Genomic DNA, 14,876 nt, shown 5'->3' on the forward strand with positions numbered 1-14,876 from the left:
AAATGACAAACAATCAGCTTATGTTCTTGCACAAGAAATTTTGAAGCGGAATGACAGTGTTTATGAACCGAATAATGTTATGGCTAACATTTATTCGGCTGATAATAAATACGGTAAGGCTATAAAGCAAATGGAACTTGTAATTGAAAAAGATCCACGAACTATGCAGCACTACCGTGATTACATTGATTTGCTTGTAAAAGCAAATAAATATTATGAAGAAAGGGGAGAAACAGAAAAATCTAAAAACTGCAAAAACAAAATTGCTTCAGTTGATGATATGATTATGGAGTTGAAAGAGAATACTGCAGCAAGAGGAATTTTGTACGGAAGAAAGCAGAATTTTGAGATTGGAAAAAAGTACAAAAAAATCATAAAACAACAAAGTTAAAGGAGAAAAAATTATGGAAAAATCAACAAAAAAGTTTTTGTCTGTTTTGCTTTCTATTGCAATGCTTTTGAGCTTTCCAATTGCAGTAAATGCTAATCAGGCATATGACGAAACATTCAAGGGAACTTATACAGCCCCTTCACAAGCAAAAAACACACTTATTAGCGGTGATGACGCAAGACTTACCGAATGGTATGGTGACAGAGTAAATGCAGGTTCAAAAACATATTCTGTTCGTCAAAATCAATATGGCTTAAACAAAGACGGCAATATGATTGATGCCAAAGAAGGCGTAAAATATACAGTATGGCTTGCTCAGTACGGTGTGGCTTCATTTAGATTTGAAGCACCCGAAGCCGGTGATTATATTGTCCTTACATCCAGAAACGAAAAGTATACCGATAAAGATGATTTGAGCCTTTGGGAGAATTGGGTTCATATTTTGAATTCTCGTATGAATTTAAGATCTGAACAGTATGAAGGAAGCACTCTTGATAATCTTCAATATAAGGCAAGATATTCTTACTGTGTATATCAAAATCAGTATAAGGGCGGAGTCTTCTATGTAACAGCCGGCGCTGAAACAGATAGAGACTGTGTTTATGATGTTCAAATTTTGAATGTTAATGATCTTAAACAAGATACATGCCCTCATTATATTAGTGATGAGATAGGTAGAGAAGAAAAAGGTTGCACAATTATATATACAAATAAATGTAAAATTTGTGGCAAGGAATATACTGAAGAACGAACTTATCACGATTGGGATGAAGAAGTTCAGGTTGAACCTGAAGACGATGCTGAAAACTATTGTGAGAACGAAGTCTTTTATAAGGAAAAGTGTTCAAAATGTGGTAAACTTGAATCTTATACCTATTCAAGACATGACATCACTAAAAAAACTGTTAAACTCGTAAATAAAGAGTATTTCTATTATGAAATATGTTGTACATATCATTGCGAATTATGTGATGATTATTTTGAAAAATATATTGAATCGCCATGCTACAATAGTGAAATTGATGAAATTGAGCATGATTTTGGTGATGTAGATTTGAACAAGGTTGACTGTGAACATCCGGCAATTTGTAAGAAATGTGGTTATAAAGAAGGCTACCATGATTATGGTGATGTAGATTGGAATAATGTTGACTGTAAACATCCGGCAATTTGTAAGATTTGTGGTTATAAAGAAGGCGACCACGATATGAAGCCGATTAGAGAATATCTCAACCCATCACATTCATGCTACATTGACAGAGGCGAAAAGTGTGAAGTTTGTGGAAAACAAGAGCTTGACGATAAACCAAGTGTTCATCATTCTGCATGGACATTTGTTCAGGTAACTTCTCAAACCGATAAAAAATGTGGTACATATAGAATGTATTGTGAAGATTGCGGAGAATTTATTACAAAAACTGCAACTCTTCATACCGGCGAATGGGTATTTGATGAAAACGAAGGCAAATATGTTATGACTTGCACACGCTGTGGAGATCGTGTTTCTTATGACGAGATGCGTCCTGAAGAGATAATTCCTGGTGGTTCAACAGGCGGCTCAACAGGCGGCGGAGCAATCGGTGGCGGAGGCGGCGGAGGCTTCGTTCCTGCACCGGCTCCTGAAGATACAGACAAAAAGGATGACGACAAGAAGCCTGAAACAAAGCCAAACGAAACAACTCCTGCACCAAGCACAACAAAGAAGCCTGCAACAGTTGTTGCAAGCAAACCACAATCAAAGCAAAAGGCTGTTGTTGTAACATGGAAGCCTGCAAAGAATGTAGACGGATACGAGGTTCAGGTTGCTACAGACAAGAAGTTCAAGAAGAACAAGAAGACTGTAAAGGTTAACAAGAAAAAGGCAAAGAAAAAGACTGTTAAAAATCTTAAGAAGAACAAGAAATATTATGTTCGTGTAAGATCATACAAGATTGTAAACGGAAAACAGGTTTACGGCAAATGGTCAAAGGTTAAGGCAGTTAAGACTAAGTAATTTTTAACCCCTATGATGAATTTCGGTTCACCATAGGGGTTATTTTAATCTTCAAGCATTGTTGTGTTGCGGAACAACAGACTGATGCACCACACAGCCGCAAGGCAAACGAGGGTGTAGATTATTCTCGACATAATTGCACCTTGACCGCCAAATATCCACGCAACGAGGTCAAATTTAAAAATTCCGATTAAACCCCAATTTATTCCGCCGATGATTGTCAAAATCAATGCGATTCTATCCAATATCTTCATAAAAAACAACTCCTTTTGGTTTTAGTATGACCAAAAGGAGCATTGTTATTCTATCTTGTTTTAATTAAATTGTCGTTGATAAAAATTCGATTTCACCGCTGATTTCAAACTTTTCGTGATTTGCGGGGATGAGGAAACTGTCGCCTTTTTTAGCGTTTCTGCCGTCGATTTTTCCGTTGCCCTCAATCACCAAAATGTGCATAAATGAATTGCCGTCGGTTTCAAATTCTGCTTTATTTTTTATTTCGAATCGCTCAACATTGAACAAATTGCATTTTGTGATGAGCTGTTCGTCATATCCGCATTTGTGCTCTGTTTTGCCCATAGGCTTTATATCATGGGTTGGAGGAACAGTCTTTGAAACATCAACCGCCTTTTTGATGTGCAACTCTCTTGGCTTGCCGTCAGAACCGACTCTGCCGTAATCATAAACCCTGTATGTGCAGTTTGAATTTTGCTGAATTTCCGCTATCATTGCACCTTTGCCGATTGCGTGCACAGTGCCTGCTTCGATGAAAAATGTATCGCCCTTTTTAACATTAACAACATTCAATTTGTCAAGGAGTGTGTTGTCCTCAATTGCTTTTTGAAATTCGTCTTTTGTGATTTCGTTCTTAAAGCCGTATATAAGCGTTGCTCCGTCCGTTGCGTCAAGAACATACCACATTTCTGTTTTGCCGAATTCGTTTTCAACCTCTCTTGCGTATTTGTCGTCAGGATGCACCTGAATAGAAAGATTGTCATATGCGTCAATCAACTTTATAAGAATAGGAAAATATGGATATTTTTCCGCATTTTTGCCAAGAACCTCAACAAGTCCAACCTCGTCAAGAACGCTTTGAAGTTCTTTGCCGTCATATTTTCCGCCGTCAATTGTGTTCATTCCGTCTTTGTGGCAGGCAAGCATCCAGCCCTCGGCTGTTTTGTCAAAACCTGTTTCAAATCCGTAATCATCACGCAGTCTGTTTCCGCCCCAAATATAGTCTTTGAATATCGGTTTCAGCTTTAATATTTCCATAGTGATTACCTCTTTATCATAATATAAATAAATAATATCAAAATTAGGCTTCACATTCAACCAGTTTTATTGTAAAATAGTAAATATATTTTTTATGTCGGAGTTATTATGGCAGTTTTAGATGTTCAAAATTTAACATTATCATTTGGTGAAAAAACACTTTTCAGCAATGTTTCCTTTGATATTAAGGAAAAAGAAAAAGTTGGTCTTATCGGTTGCAACGGCGCAGGCAAAACTTCTCTTTTCAAGATTATAACAGGGGAATACACTCCTGATGACGGTGCGTGCTTCATCTCAAAAAATTCACGCCTTGGCTATATGGAACAGCATACTTGCAGTGAAAACAAAACTGTTTGGGATGAACTCGTTTCTGTTTTTGATGAATTGGCTGTTATTGAGAAAAGACTTGAGGAAATTACCGTGCTTCTCACAAACGGTGAGGGTAATCAAGCCGAACTCATTGAAGAGCAGGACAGACTTAACACAATTTTCACCCGTGACGGAGGACTTACATATAAAAGTATGACTCGCTCCGCACTTATCGGTCTTGGCTTTGGCGAGGACGATTTTGCTATGCCTACCGCAAAACTTTCAGGCGGTCAACGCTCAAAACTCATTCTTGCAAAACTTCTTTTGTCAAAAGCTGATTTCCTGCTTCTTGACGAGCCGACAAACCATCTCGACATCAAGGCTGTTGAATGGCTTGAGGGATTTTTAAAGGACTTCAACGGTGCGTGCCTTATCGTGTCGCACGACAGATATTTTCTTGATAAAATCACAACCAAAACGGTTGAAATAGAAAACAAAAAATGCCGTTCGTATATCGGTAATTATTCGGAATTCCTTGTAAAAAAAGCCGCAGAGCAAAAGGCCATTGAGGAAAAGTACGAAAATGATATGAAAGAAATTGCCCGACTTGAGGGAATTATTGAGCAACAAAGACAGTGGAACAGAGAAAAGAATATCAAAACCGCTGAAAGCAAGGAAAAAGTTGTTGAACGAATCAAGGCACAGCTTGTTGTTCCTGACAGCAAAGTTGCTCGAATTCGCTTTGATTTCACGCCAAAATGTGTCAGCGGTGACGATGTCCTTTCGGTTATTAATCTCAAAAAATCGTTTGGCGACAAAACCATCTTTTCAAACACCTCTTTTGAGGTGAAAAAAGGCGAGCGAGTATTCCTCCTTGGTGATAACGGCTGCGGAAAAACAACCCTCTTAAAAGTTTTGATGAAAGATTATGCTCCCGATGACGGCACATTCAAGTTCGGTTCAAATGTCCTTACCGGTTATTTTGACCAGGTTCAGGCAAAACTTGATTTAACCAAAACCGCAATAGAAGAGGTGTGGTCGTCATTCCCGTCTATGAGCGAAACTTCCGTTAGGTCGGCACTTGCGGCTTTCTTGTTCAAAGGTGATGAGGTTTACAAAAATCTTTCCGATTGTTCGGGCGGTGAAAGAGCACGAATTGCACTTCTGAAATTAATGCTTGGCAAGTTCAATTTCTTGCTTCTTGACGAGCCGACAAATCATCTTGACGCTTTTTCAAGAGAAGAACTCGAAAATACGCTTCTTGATTATTCGGGCACTATGCTCATCGTGTCGCACGATAGATATTTCATCAACAAACTTTCTTCCCGTATTCTCGAACTCACTCCGACAGGGGTGAATGAATATCTCGGCAATTATGATGAATATATTGAACGCAAAAATAGAACTGCGTCACAAGAGGTTGTTGAGAAAAAAGAAACCGTAAAAAAGGTGAACGACTATCTTCTAAAAAAGGAGCGTCGCTCACAGATGTTAAAGATGAAAAATCGTCTTGCAAAGGTTGAAGAAGAAATTGAAAAAACCGAACTTGAAATAGACGATATAAACTCAAAACTCACCACTTCCGATTACGAGGAACTTATGGAGCTTACGGCAAAACTTGACCGCAAGACTCAATATAGGGATATTCTCTATACCGAGTGGGAGGAATTGTCTGAAAGATTGACAGAAGCAGAGGAATAATTTATAATCATTTTATGAGAAAAATTATAATTATCGGCGGTGGTGCGGCAGGCTTGATTGCCTCTGCAACAGCCGCAGGTCGTGGCGAGGATGTCACGGTTATAGAAAAGAATTCACGCCCGGCACGCAAGGTTATGATAACCGGCAAGGGCAGATGCAATGTGACAAATGCTTGCTTTGATTTGGATGACTTAATCAACAGCGTTGTCACTAACAAAAGGTTTATGTATTCGGCGTTTTCGTCATTTATGCCGTATGACACTATTGCGTTGATTGAGGAAATGGGCGTGCCTACAAAAATTGAGCGAGGCAATCGTGTCTTTCCCGAATCCGACAAGGCGGTTGATATTGTAGACGCTCTTGTAAAAAATGCAAAGCAAAACGGCGTTAAGTTTGTTGAGGGCACTGTCGCTTCATTTAACACAGAAAACAATGTTATCAAATCGGTTAATCTTGCCGACGGAACTGTTGTTGACGGTGATGCTTTTGCAATTTGTACAGGCGGATTGAGCTATCAGTCAACAGGCTCAACAGGTGACGGATACAGACTTGCCGAAAGTGTCGGACATAGCATTACAGATATTGAACCTGCACTTATATCGCTTATTGCTTCAAACGGCTTTGTTCCAAAACTTCAAGGTTTGTCACTTCGCAATATTTCAATCAAATTGCTTGACGGCGAAAAGGAAATTTATTCCGATTTCGGCGAAATGCTGTTCACTCATTATGGCGTCAGCGGTCCTGTGATTTTGTCCGCTTCGTCACATATGACTCATCCAAAAGAGCATAATTACAAAATCGTTATTGATTTGAAACCGGCACTTGACGAGCAAACGCTTGATAAACGAATTCAGCGAGATTTTGCAGAAAACACAAACAAGGATTTCATCAATTCTTTGTCAAAGCTCTTACCAAACAAGCTTATTCCTGTTATAGTAAAGCTGTCGGGTATCGAGCCGTCAGAAAAGGTAAATCAAATCACTAAAGTACAGCGTCAAAATCTTGTCAGCTTGCTGAAGAACTTTACGGTCAACATCAGCGATTTCAGACCGATTAACGAGGCAATTATCACTTCGGGCGGTGTTGATGTAAAGGAAATTAATCCAAAAACCATGGGTTCAAAAATTGTTGACAACCTTTATTTTGCAGGAGAGGTTATTGATGTTGACGCTTATACAGGCGGATTTAATTTGCAGGTCGCTTTTTCAACCGGCTATCTGTGCGGAATGAATATTTAGTATATTAATGTTTTTATATAAGAGAGGTATTGTATGATAAATGTTGCTATTGACGGACCTGCCGGAGCAGGCAAGAGCACAATTGCAAAGGCCGCAGCCAAGGAACTCGGCTTTATTTATGTAGACACGGGTGCTCTTTATCGTGCTGTTGCATACAACGCAGTTAAAAACGGTGTTATTGATGACGAACAGGGAATAATCTCTATGCTTGATGACACCAAGGTTGAACTGAAATATGTTGAAGGTGTTCAATCTGTTTATCTTAACGGAGAGGATGTGTCGGGTTTTATCCGCACACCGGAAATTTCTATGGGAGCAAGCAAGGTTTCTGCAATACCACAGGTCAGAGAATTTTTGCTTAACCTTCAACGAGAAATTGCAAAAACCAACAATGTCATTATGGATGGCAGAGATATTGCAACTGTTGTTCTTCCTGACGCAGAGGTTAAGATTTTTCTTTTTGCTTCTCCTGAATGTAGAGCAGAAAGAAGATATAAAGAACTTGTGGAAAAGGGTGAGAATGTCAGCTTTGATGATGTTCTCAAAGATGTCAATCAGCGTGACTATCAGGACTCTCACAGAGAGATTGCACCGCTTAAACCAAGCGAAGAATCAATTATGGCAGACACTTCCGAACTTACTTTGCAGGAGTCAATTGATTTAATAGTAAACACAATTAAGGAGAGAATTCAGTGAAAGAATTTGATTACTCAACCGTAAAAGACTATAAACTTTATAATTTCGTAAAAAATGTGTTTAAGCCTCTTATCAAGATGGTGTTTCACACCGAATACAAGGGACTTGAAAACATACCTCCAAAGGGCACAAAGTATATTTTGGCAATCAATCACACTCATGCACTCGACCCTGTGTTTGTTGCCGCACCAAAGGAAGTGCCGACCCTTCACTTTATGGGCAAGGCAGAACTTTTCGAAAATCCGCTTTTGGCTTGGTTTATGACTCATATGCAGACTTTTCCTGTCCACAGAGGCAAGGGCGACAATTCTGCTATTGAATACGGCGAAAAGATTATTCAAGAGGGTCATGTAATGGCTATTTGTCCGGAGGGCAAGAGAATAAGAGGTAAGGGAGGCAGACCTCAAAGAGCAAAGGCCGGCGTTGCCATTATCGCAAAGGCTACCAATGCAGGTGTTCTCCCTGTTGCAATTTGCTGTGACGGAGAAATCAAGGCAGGCAAAAAGGTTACTGTTTCTTACGGCAAACTCATCACTCCGGAAGATATGAATTTTGGCAAGGAAGATTTTGGCAGAAGCGATATTTCAAACGCAGCCAATATGATTATGGATAGAATAACAGAGCTTTGGGAGGCTGAACAAAAGTGAGTAAGCAAATAATACTTGCAAAAACAGCGGGCTTTTGTTTTGGTGTAGACAGAGCTGTTAATCTTGTTTATGAACTTGTCGGTGAGGGCAAAAAAGTTTGCACCCTCGGTCCGATTATTCACAATGCACAGCTTGTTGCAGATTTGGAGAGCAAGGGTGTAAAGATTATTGATGATATTTCACAAGCACCGCAGGGCTATACTGTTGTTGTTCGTACCCACGGTGTAGAAAAAAGTGTTCTTGACGAGCTTGAAACCAAGGGCATTGATTATGTTAATGCGACTTGTCCGTTTGTAACCAAAATTCATAACATTGTCAAAAAACAGGATGAAAATACTGTTGTTTTGATAGCAGGAGATAAGAACCATCCCGAAGTTTTGGGCATAAAATCATACTGCAAAGGTGATTCTTATGTTTTTAAAAACGAGGAAGAACTTACAGAAATTATACAAAAACATAAAATTGCACAAAAAAATGATGTAATTTGTGTCGCCCAAACAACTTTTTCGCTAAATGAACAAAAAAAATGCAAAAAAATATTCAAAAAACTATGTACAAACTGTAAAATATTTGATACAATATGTAATGCAACGTCCGATAGGCAAAATGAGGCGGAGGAACTTTCAAAAAATTCCGATGCTATGATTGTTGTCGGAGGGCGTCATTCATCAAACACTTGCAAATTGCGAGATACAGGCGAGGCTAATTGTCCCACTTTTCTTATAGAAACGGCGGACGAGCTTGCTTCACTTGATTTGAGCAAATACAATGTGATTGGTGTAACTGCGGGGGCTTCGACACCCTCGGTAATAATCAAGGAGGTACTCAAATCCATGTCCGAAGAAATTAAAGAAAAGGAAGTTGAAACAACTTCAGCCGTAACTGAAGAAGTTGTGGAGACAGCAGAAAACGCTGATAAGGCTACAAAGCCTGCTGTCAAAGCATCTGCTGATGGTGAGGCATCCTTTGAAGAATTACTTAACGAATCTTTTAAGGGAAACGAAAACAGCAAGGTAGTTACAGGTACAGTAGTAAGAATCACTCCTACTGAAGTATTTGTAGATGTTCCTGGCAGAAAGCAAACAGGCGTTGTTGCATTTGACGATTTGTCATCAGAAAATATCTCAAAGTGTGAAGATGTAGTTGCAGTTGGCGACGAAATCCAGCTTGTTATTATGAAAACAGATGACCAAGACGGTGTTCTTAAGCTCTCAAAGCGTTTGTTCGACGCTGTAAAGGGTTGGGACGAAATCGTTGCTGCAAAAGAAAACGATGAAATCCTCGAAGGTCAGGTTACCGCTGTAATCCGTGGCGGTGTTCTTGTATCAGCAAAGGGTACAAGAGTATTTGTTCCTGCATCACTCACAGGTGTTCCTCGCAATCAGGAACTCTCTGTTCTCAAAGATGCAACAGTTAAGTTCAAGATTATCGATATTAACCCGGCTCGCAGAAGAGCAGTTGGTTCAATCAAGGTTGTTTCTGATGCTGAAAGAAAAGAAAAGCAGGAAGCACTTTGGGCAACTCTCAAGGAGGGCGACAAGGTTAAGGGTACTGTTAAGTCACTCACATCATACGGTGCGTTTGTTGACCTCGGCGGTATCGACGGTATGGTACATATTTCTGAACTTTCATGGTCAAGAATCAAGCACCCATCAGAGGTTGTTAATGTTGGCGATGTAGTTGAAGTTACTATTAAGTCACTTGACGAAGAAACAAAGAAGATTTCTCTTGGCTTCAAGAACATTGAGGACAATCCATGGGAAATCCTCAAGAGAGATTATCCTGTTGGTTCAGTTGTTGACGCAAAGATTGTTTCATTTGCAACATTCGGCGCATTTGCAAACATCCTTCCAACAGTTGACGGTTTGATTCACATCAGCCAAATCTCTTGGGATAGAATTAAGGCTCCACAGGATGTTCTTAAGATTGGCGATGTTGTTAAGGCAAAGATTATCGAAATCGACTTCGATAAGAAGAGAGTTTCTCTTTCAATGAAGGAACTTCTTGACAAGCCTGAAACAGCAGAGGATGATTCAGCAGAAGTTGAAGAAACAGCTGAAGAAGCAACAGAAGAATAATTGAATTTTACCGCTTCATTTTTGAAGCGGTATTTTTTTGCACAAGAAAACGCCGTAAGTTTTACCTTACAGCGTTGTTTTTATCTTATTTTAATAATTTCATTAAATACGGCGGTCATTTTTTTGCTTATCTGCAAATCAATGTGGAGCGAACCGAAAAACCAATGATTATATTCAACATTTTTCATCAGTTCTTGAAGATAAGTGTTTATCGGCGTTTGCTTCATTGCAGAATTTGTGTGAAGCCTGATGAAGTCTTTTGCCATGGCAGGTGCTTCGTGTGTGATAACATAGTCAACCTGAAAATCCGCACTTTTAAGATTGTCTGCACCGTTTTTCATTTCCTCGGCATTCGGCATTTCATCTTTCCACCAGCTTCTGCCTTCTTGACGCATATCAATGTCGTCGCTTTCGCCACCACCCATACAAAAGAAGGTTTTGCCACAGAATGTGAATATTTCACCCCTCATAAGATGGAAAATGTTAGGGCTGATTTTGTGCGCAGTGCCACCCTTAAATCTGTATGGTCTGTATGCGTTGAGCATATCAAAATTTTCGTGTGCACCGTCAACAAAGCAGATGGTGTATTTCTTTTTTGAAAGGGCTTCAATAGCCTTTTGTTCTTTTTCGCTTCCGTCCCATAAAAAGCCGAAGTCACCGCAAATAATAAGAATGTCGTCATCATTGAGCTTTTTTAATTTTGGGTTTTTGAATAGGCTCAAGTCACCGTGGGTGTCGCCTGTGATATATACCATTTAAGTTTACCTCAAATTAAATTTTAGTCTTTTAATATCGTAAGATATATGTTATTATATTAATAATATAATTTATTTAGTGAGGTGTCAAGTGTATGAAAAAACTACTTTCGGTTTTTATGAGCATTGTTATAATTTCGCTCACTGTTTTTTGCGTTCCTTTTACTGCAAAGGCTGCAACTTATACCCCGAATGTAAAGATTTATGCGGATGCGTATATGCTCATCAGTCTTGATGATGATTCTCATCCTGTTGTTGCAGAAAAAAATGCCGATAAAAGAAAATATCCGGCTTCTCTTACAAAAATTGTTACTACCATGGTAACTCTTAATAAAGTACAAAACCTGTCACAAACAACAACTGTTTCAAAAAGTGCAATTGAGGCTCTGTATGGCACAGGTGCACAGGTTGCAGGGTTGAAAATCGGTCAAACAATTACTATTGAAGAACTTTTATATCTCACGATGGTGCACTCTGCTTGCGATGCTTGCCAGGTCCTTGCAGAGTTTGTCAGCGGAAGTGTTCCGGCATTTGTCGAAGAAATGAATAATTGGGTTAAATCTCTCGGCTGTAAGGATACCAATTTTGTCAATCCTGACGGTTTGCACGACCCAAATCATTATACTACTCCGTCCGATATGGCAAAAATCACTCTTGCCGCAATGAAAAATGAAATTTTCAATAAGATTTCAAGCACCCAGCAATATAAGTTTGGCAAGTTGAATTTTATTCATACAAATTATATGCTTGACAAATTTCATGTCACATATTATTATCCGTACGCACAGGGCATCAAAACAGGCTCAACAGAGCAGGCAGGCTATTGTGTAATCACAAAGGCTTCGAAAGGCGGATATAACTATCTTGCAATTGTTATGGACAGTCCGATTGAAGTACTTGACGGCATCAAAACAAAGTGTTCGTTTATAGATGCAAAGTCGCTTTTCGATTGGGCGTTTGACTCACTAAAGTATACCACGGTTGTTCGTAAAAATGATATTGCATATGAACTTCCGGTAAATAATGGTAAGGATGCCGATACGGTTCAGCTTGTTGTCAAGGATGATGTAACAACCCTCGTTCCGAGTACACTTGACCCGTCAAATGTAATAATTGAGCCTGTTGACCCGCCCGAAAGCCTTGATGCTCCGGTTACAAAGGATGATTTTGTTTGCAAGGCAAATGTCATTTTCGGTGAAAAAACTATTGTCACAGTTGATTTGGTTGCTGCCAAAACAGTTGAACTTTCAACATTTTTGAAAATTCTCAATGCACTCAAAAAGTTCTTTACAAACAAAATTGTTCTTGCAGTGCTTGGTGTGATTGTTTTGCTTGCGATTTTGTATATTGTCACTTTTGTCAGACGACTTCGCCGTGATAAAGAGCGTGTGGCAAAGCGTCGCAGAGAACAAGAAGAACTTGACAAGCAATTGTATGGTGATGACGATTATCTCCCACCACCTCGTCCGAGAAGATAAAATAAACAGCGTTGTTCGTATAAATTGAACAACGCTGTTTTTAATTTTTGGTTCTTAATTCTTCAATCAAATTGTTGATTCTTTCTTTGTCGCTGTCGCTGAGCATACGGTATTTTGCAAGCATAACCTTTTCCTGCTTGGTCAGGTCACTGATAAAAGTGTTGCCACACGGCTTGTCAAATAACGAATTGCCTACCATAAGAGAGTCGTAGTCAATGTAAAAATCATCAATCCTTTTGCCGTAAATTGATGCAAGCTTTGACAATTGAATTGCATTTGGCAACGAGTCACCGCTTTCCCATTTGGTATAGGTTGTTCGGTTTGTTCCCATCAGCAGTGCAACCTGCGTTTGAGTGAAATTGCTCGATTCTCTAAATCGCCTGATGTTAACTTTTAGGTTTTCTTTTGTATAATAATCTTCGTTTATAGTAGAAATTGGGGCTCACCGCCTTTCTTTTTATATTATATCACACCTGTTCGACAAAAAGCAACAAATATCTTTTTGACATTTTATACTTTTGAATAGGATAAAAATGCTGCCTTGCGTTAATAATATTCTTGTACATAAAAACTAAAGGATGATTATGTGCAGTATTATAATAAGGTAGAAATATGCGGAATAAACACGAATGATTTAAAACTTCTTAAAGAAAGTGAAAAAATCGAACTTCTCAAAAAAGCTCAATCAGGCGACCAAAAAGCAAGGGACGAACTTATTAACGGCAATTTGCGTCTCGTTCTTTCTGTCGTTCAACGCTTTGCAAACAGAGGCGAGGGAATGGACGATTTGTTTCAAGTCGGTGTTATCGGCTTGATTAAAGCGATCGATAATTTCAATACCGACCTTAATGTCAGATTTTCGACCTATGCAGTACCTATGATAATCGGGGAAATACGCCGTTTTTTGCGTGATAATAATCCTATTCGAGTAAGTCGTTCACTTCGTGACACTGCCTATAAGGCAATGCAGGTCAAGGAAATGCTTACAAATAAATATAACAAAGAGCCGACCGTTGATGAAATTGCCCAAGAACTTGATATGAAAAAGGCTGATGTCGTGATTGCTCTTGAGGCTATTGTGGATCCTGTGAGCCTTTATGAGCCGGTTTATAATGATGGCGGAGATACGATATTCGTTATGGATCAAATAGGCGATAACAGCACCGATGCCGATTGGGTAGACGAAATTATAATGAGGGATAGGCTCAACAATCTTGACGATAGGGAACATCGCATTTTGTATATGCGTTTTATGCAGGGCAAAACACAAATGGAAACCGCAGAGGAAATCGGCATTTCTCAAGCGCAGGTGTCACGGCTTGAAAAGAACGCACTCAAAAGAATAAAGAGCGAATAAATAAAGACGAGAAGCATTTAGCCTCTCGTCATTTTTCAACAGCCTACTTAACTTATTCTTTTACACCGCTTAATTGTTTCCAGTGAATTTTGCAGTATTCCTTGCCGTCAATAGGCGGATAATCTTTGTCGTCAACTTTCGCTTCGTTCATGCAATCGTATTCACCGACATATGCACATCTGTGAGCGTTTTCGCCACCTTCTGTCATTGCAGGAATGTAGCTCAAACAGAAAATTCCGACTATAACAGCAATGATTGCAACAGGTGCAACCTTTGGATTGACTTTTTTGAAGAGCGGAGTGACATCGATTTTGTCAAGAAACTTAATCTTTGCAATGATGTTGCATGCAAGCACGGCAAGAGCGTAGCCGAGGCAACCTGCAAATGTGCCAACAATGAATCCTGCCAAAACATCACTTGCATAGTGAACCATCAGGTATACACGGCTACCCATTGTGCAAAGTGCGATTACCGGGAACAACCAACAAATTTTTTTGTGGTCTTTTTTGAAGCAGATGAACATTGATGTTGCAATTTCAAATGCTGCGGTTGTGTGACCGGACGGGAATGAATAATCGCTTTCGCTGAGCATTCCTGCGCCCTTGTACCAAGCAAAATATTCCGCAACACCTTGAAGTGTGTTGTATGGTCTAACTCTCAAAAACATAGGCTTAACAATAACATTTGTTATGAGCGTTCCGATAACAATTGAAAAAATCAAAGCTGCACCGTACTTTCTTGTTTTCTTAAAGAAACAGAGTACCAATCCAAAGGCTGCCATAGGAATTACAAACATCTCATCACCAAAGGAGGTGAAAATCTTTGCAACGGCGGTCAAAAATCCGCATTGCATATGGCCGAAGATGCTGAATACCCATAGGTCGAAGTTGTAAAAGATGCTGTCAACTCTTTCGCCGAGTGTGACAGCGGCGAGTAAAAAAGTGTTCATTTTTATTTCCCC

The 14,876-nt window shown here is 39.3% G+C and carries 14 protein-coding genes; 9 read left to right on the plus strand and 5 right to left on the minus strand.

All coding sequences use genetic code 11. From position 1 onward, the window contains the following. Together B5D29_RS08670 and B5D29_RS02880 are read left to right on the plus strand one after the other, a co-directional pair. A partial coding sequence (locus B5D29_RS08670) for a tetratricopeptide repeat protein (RefSeq protein WP_159443382.1) occupies positions 1-391 on the plus strand: 391 nt, incomplete at its 5' end. A 13-nt stretch (positions 392-404) separates the two neighbouring features. Beyond that, positions 405-2,384: a fibronectin type III domain-containing protein gene (locus B5D29_RS02880; protein WP_078768076.1), complete on the plus strand. Its 1,980-nt coding sequence runs from the start codon at positions 405-407 to the stop codon at positions 2,382-2,384. 44 nt (positions 2,385-2,428) lie between these two features. On the opposite strand, the gene B5D29_RS02885 is transcribed toward B5D29_RS02880, so the two are convergent. Together B5D29_RS02885 and B5D29_RS02890 are read right to left on the minus strand one after the other, a co-directional pair. Next, positions 2,429-2,632: a DUF378 domain-containing protein gene (locus B5D29_RS02885; protein WP_078768183.1), complete on the minus strand. Its 204-nt coding sequence runs from the start codon at positions 2,630-2,632 to the stop codon at positions 2,429-2,431. Positions 2,633-2,702: 70 nt separating this feature from the next. Further along, complete coding sequence (locus B5D29_RS02890) at positions 2,703-3,656, minus strand: type I phosphomannose isomerase catalytic subunit (protein ID WP_078768077.1); 954 nt, start codon at positions 3,654-3,656, stop codon at positions 2,703-2,705. Positions 3,657-3,764: 108 nt separating this feature from the next. Here B5D29_RS02890 and B5D29_RS02895 point away from each other — a divergent pair, with 108 nt between their 5' ends. The 5 genes from B5D29_RS02895 to B5D29_RS02915 are packed head-to-tail and all read left to right on the plus strand — an operon-like array spanning position 3,765 to position 10,325. Beyond that, positions 3,765-5,666, plus strand: coding sequence for an ABC-F family ATP-binding cassette domain-containing protein (locus tag B5D29_RS02895; protein WP_078768078.1), 1,902 nt, complete (start codon positions 3,765-3,767; stop codon positions 5,664-5,666). Between the two features lie 14 nt (positions 5,667-5,680). Continuing rightward, positions 5,681-6,904 (plus strand): BaiN/RdsA family NAD(P)/FAD-dependent oxidoreductase, encoded by a 1,224-nt coding sequence (locus tag B5D29_RS02900; RefSeq protein ID WP_078768079.1) that lies wholly within the window; start codon positions 5,681-5,683, stop codon positions 6,902-6,904. Between the two features lie 33 nt (positions 6,905-6,937). Then, the gene (gene cmk, locus B5D29_RS02905; RefSeq protein ID WP_078768080.1) at positions 6,938-7,600 is read left to right on the plus strand and encodes a (d)CMP kinase; all 663 of its coding nucleotides are present in this window, start codon (positions 6,938-6,940) and stop codon (positions 7,598-7,600) included. After that, positions 7,597-8,247, plus strand: coding sequence for a lysophospholipid acyltransferase family protein (locus B5D29_RS02910; protein WP_078768081.1), 651 nt, complete (start codon positions 7,597-7,599; stop codon positions 8,245-8,247). The genes cmk and B5D29_RS02910 overlap by 4 nt, the downstream gene beginning before the upstream one ends. Beyond that, positions 8,244-10,325: a bifunctional 4-hydroxy-3-methylbut-2-enyl diphosphate reductase/30S ribosomal protein S1 gene (locus B5D29_RS02915; protein ID WP_078768082.1), complete on the plus strand. Its 2,082-nt coding sequence runs from the start codon at positions 8,244-8,246 to the stop codon at positions 10,323-10,325. Before B5D29_RS02910 ends, B5D29_RS02915 begins: the two co-directional genes overlap by 4 nt. A gap of 80 nt (positions 10,326-10,405) precedes the next feature. Here the strand turns inward: B5D29_RS02915 and B5D29_RS02920 are convergent, their stop codons facing one another. Next, entirely contained in the window at positions 10,406-11,080 is a 675-nt protein-coding gene (locus B5D29_RS02920) for a metallophosphoesterase family protein (protein WP_078768083.1), read from the minus strand. A 95-nt stretch (positions 11,081-11,175) separates the two neighbouring features. Here B5D29_RS02920 and B5D29_RS02925 point away from each other — a divergent pair, with 95 nt between their 5' ends. Further along, positions 11,176-12,558, plus strand: a complete 1,383-nt coding sequence (locus tag B5D29_RS02925; RefSeq protein WP_078768084.1) for a D-alanyl-D-alanine carboxypeptidase family protein — start codon at positions 11,176-11,178, stop codon at positions 12,556-12,558. Positions 12,559-12,598: 40 nt separating this feature from the next. Here the strand turns inward: B5D29_RS02925 and B5D29_RS02930 are convergent, their stop codons facing one another. Beyond that, positions 12,599-12,994: a helix-turn-helix domain-containing protein gene (locus B5D29_RS02930; RefSeq protein ID WP_078768085.1), complete on the minus strand. Its 396-nt coding sequence runs from the start codon at positions 12,992-12,994 to the stop codon at positions 12,599-12,601. A gap of 150 nt (positions 12,995-13,144) precedes the next feature. Between B5D29_RS02930 and sigG the strand changes: the two genes are divergently transcribed. Further along, positions 13,145-13,915, plus strand: a complete 771-nt coding sequence (gene sigG, locus B5D29_RS02935) for an RNA polymerase sporulation sigma factor SigG (protein WP_078768086.1) — start codon at positions 13,145-13,147, stop codon at positions 13,913-13,915. Positions 13,916-13,967: 52 nt separating this feature from the next. Here the strand turns inward: sigG and B5D29_RS02940 are convergent, their stop codons facing one another. Further along, positions 13,968-14,864 carry a phosphatase PAP2 family protein gene (locus tag B5D29_RS02940; RefSeq protein ID WP_078768087.1) on the minus strand — a complete coding sequence of 299 codons (897 nt, stop codon included), beginning with the start codon at positions 14,862-14,864 and terminating at the stop codon, positions 13,968-13,970. Between the last annotated feature and the right edge of the window lie 12 nt (positions 14,865-14,876).

This window comes from Eubacterium coprostanoligenes, from assembly GCF_900167205.1.
GTDB lineage: Bacteria > Bacillota > Clostridia > Oscillospirales > Acutalibacteraceae > Eubacterium_R > Eubacterium_R coprostanoligenes.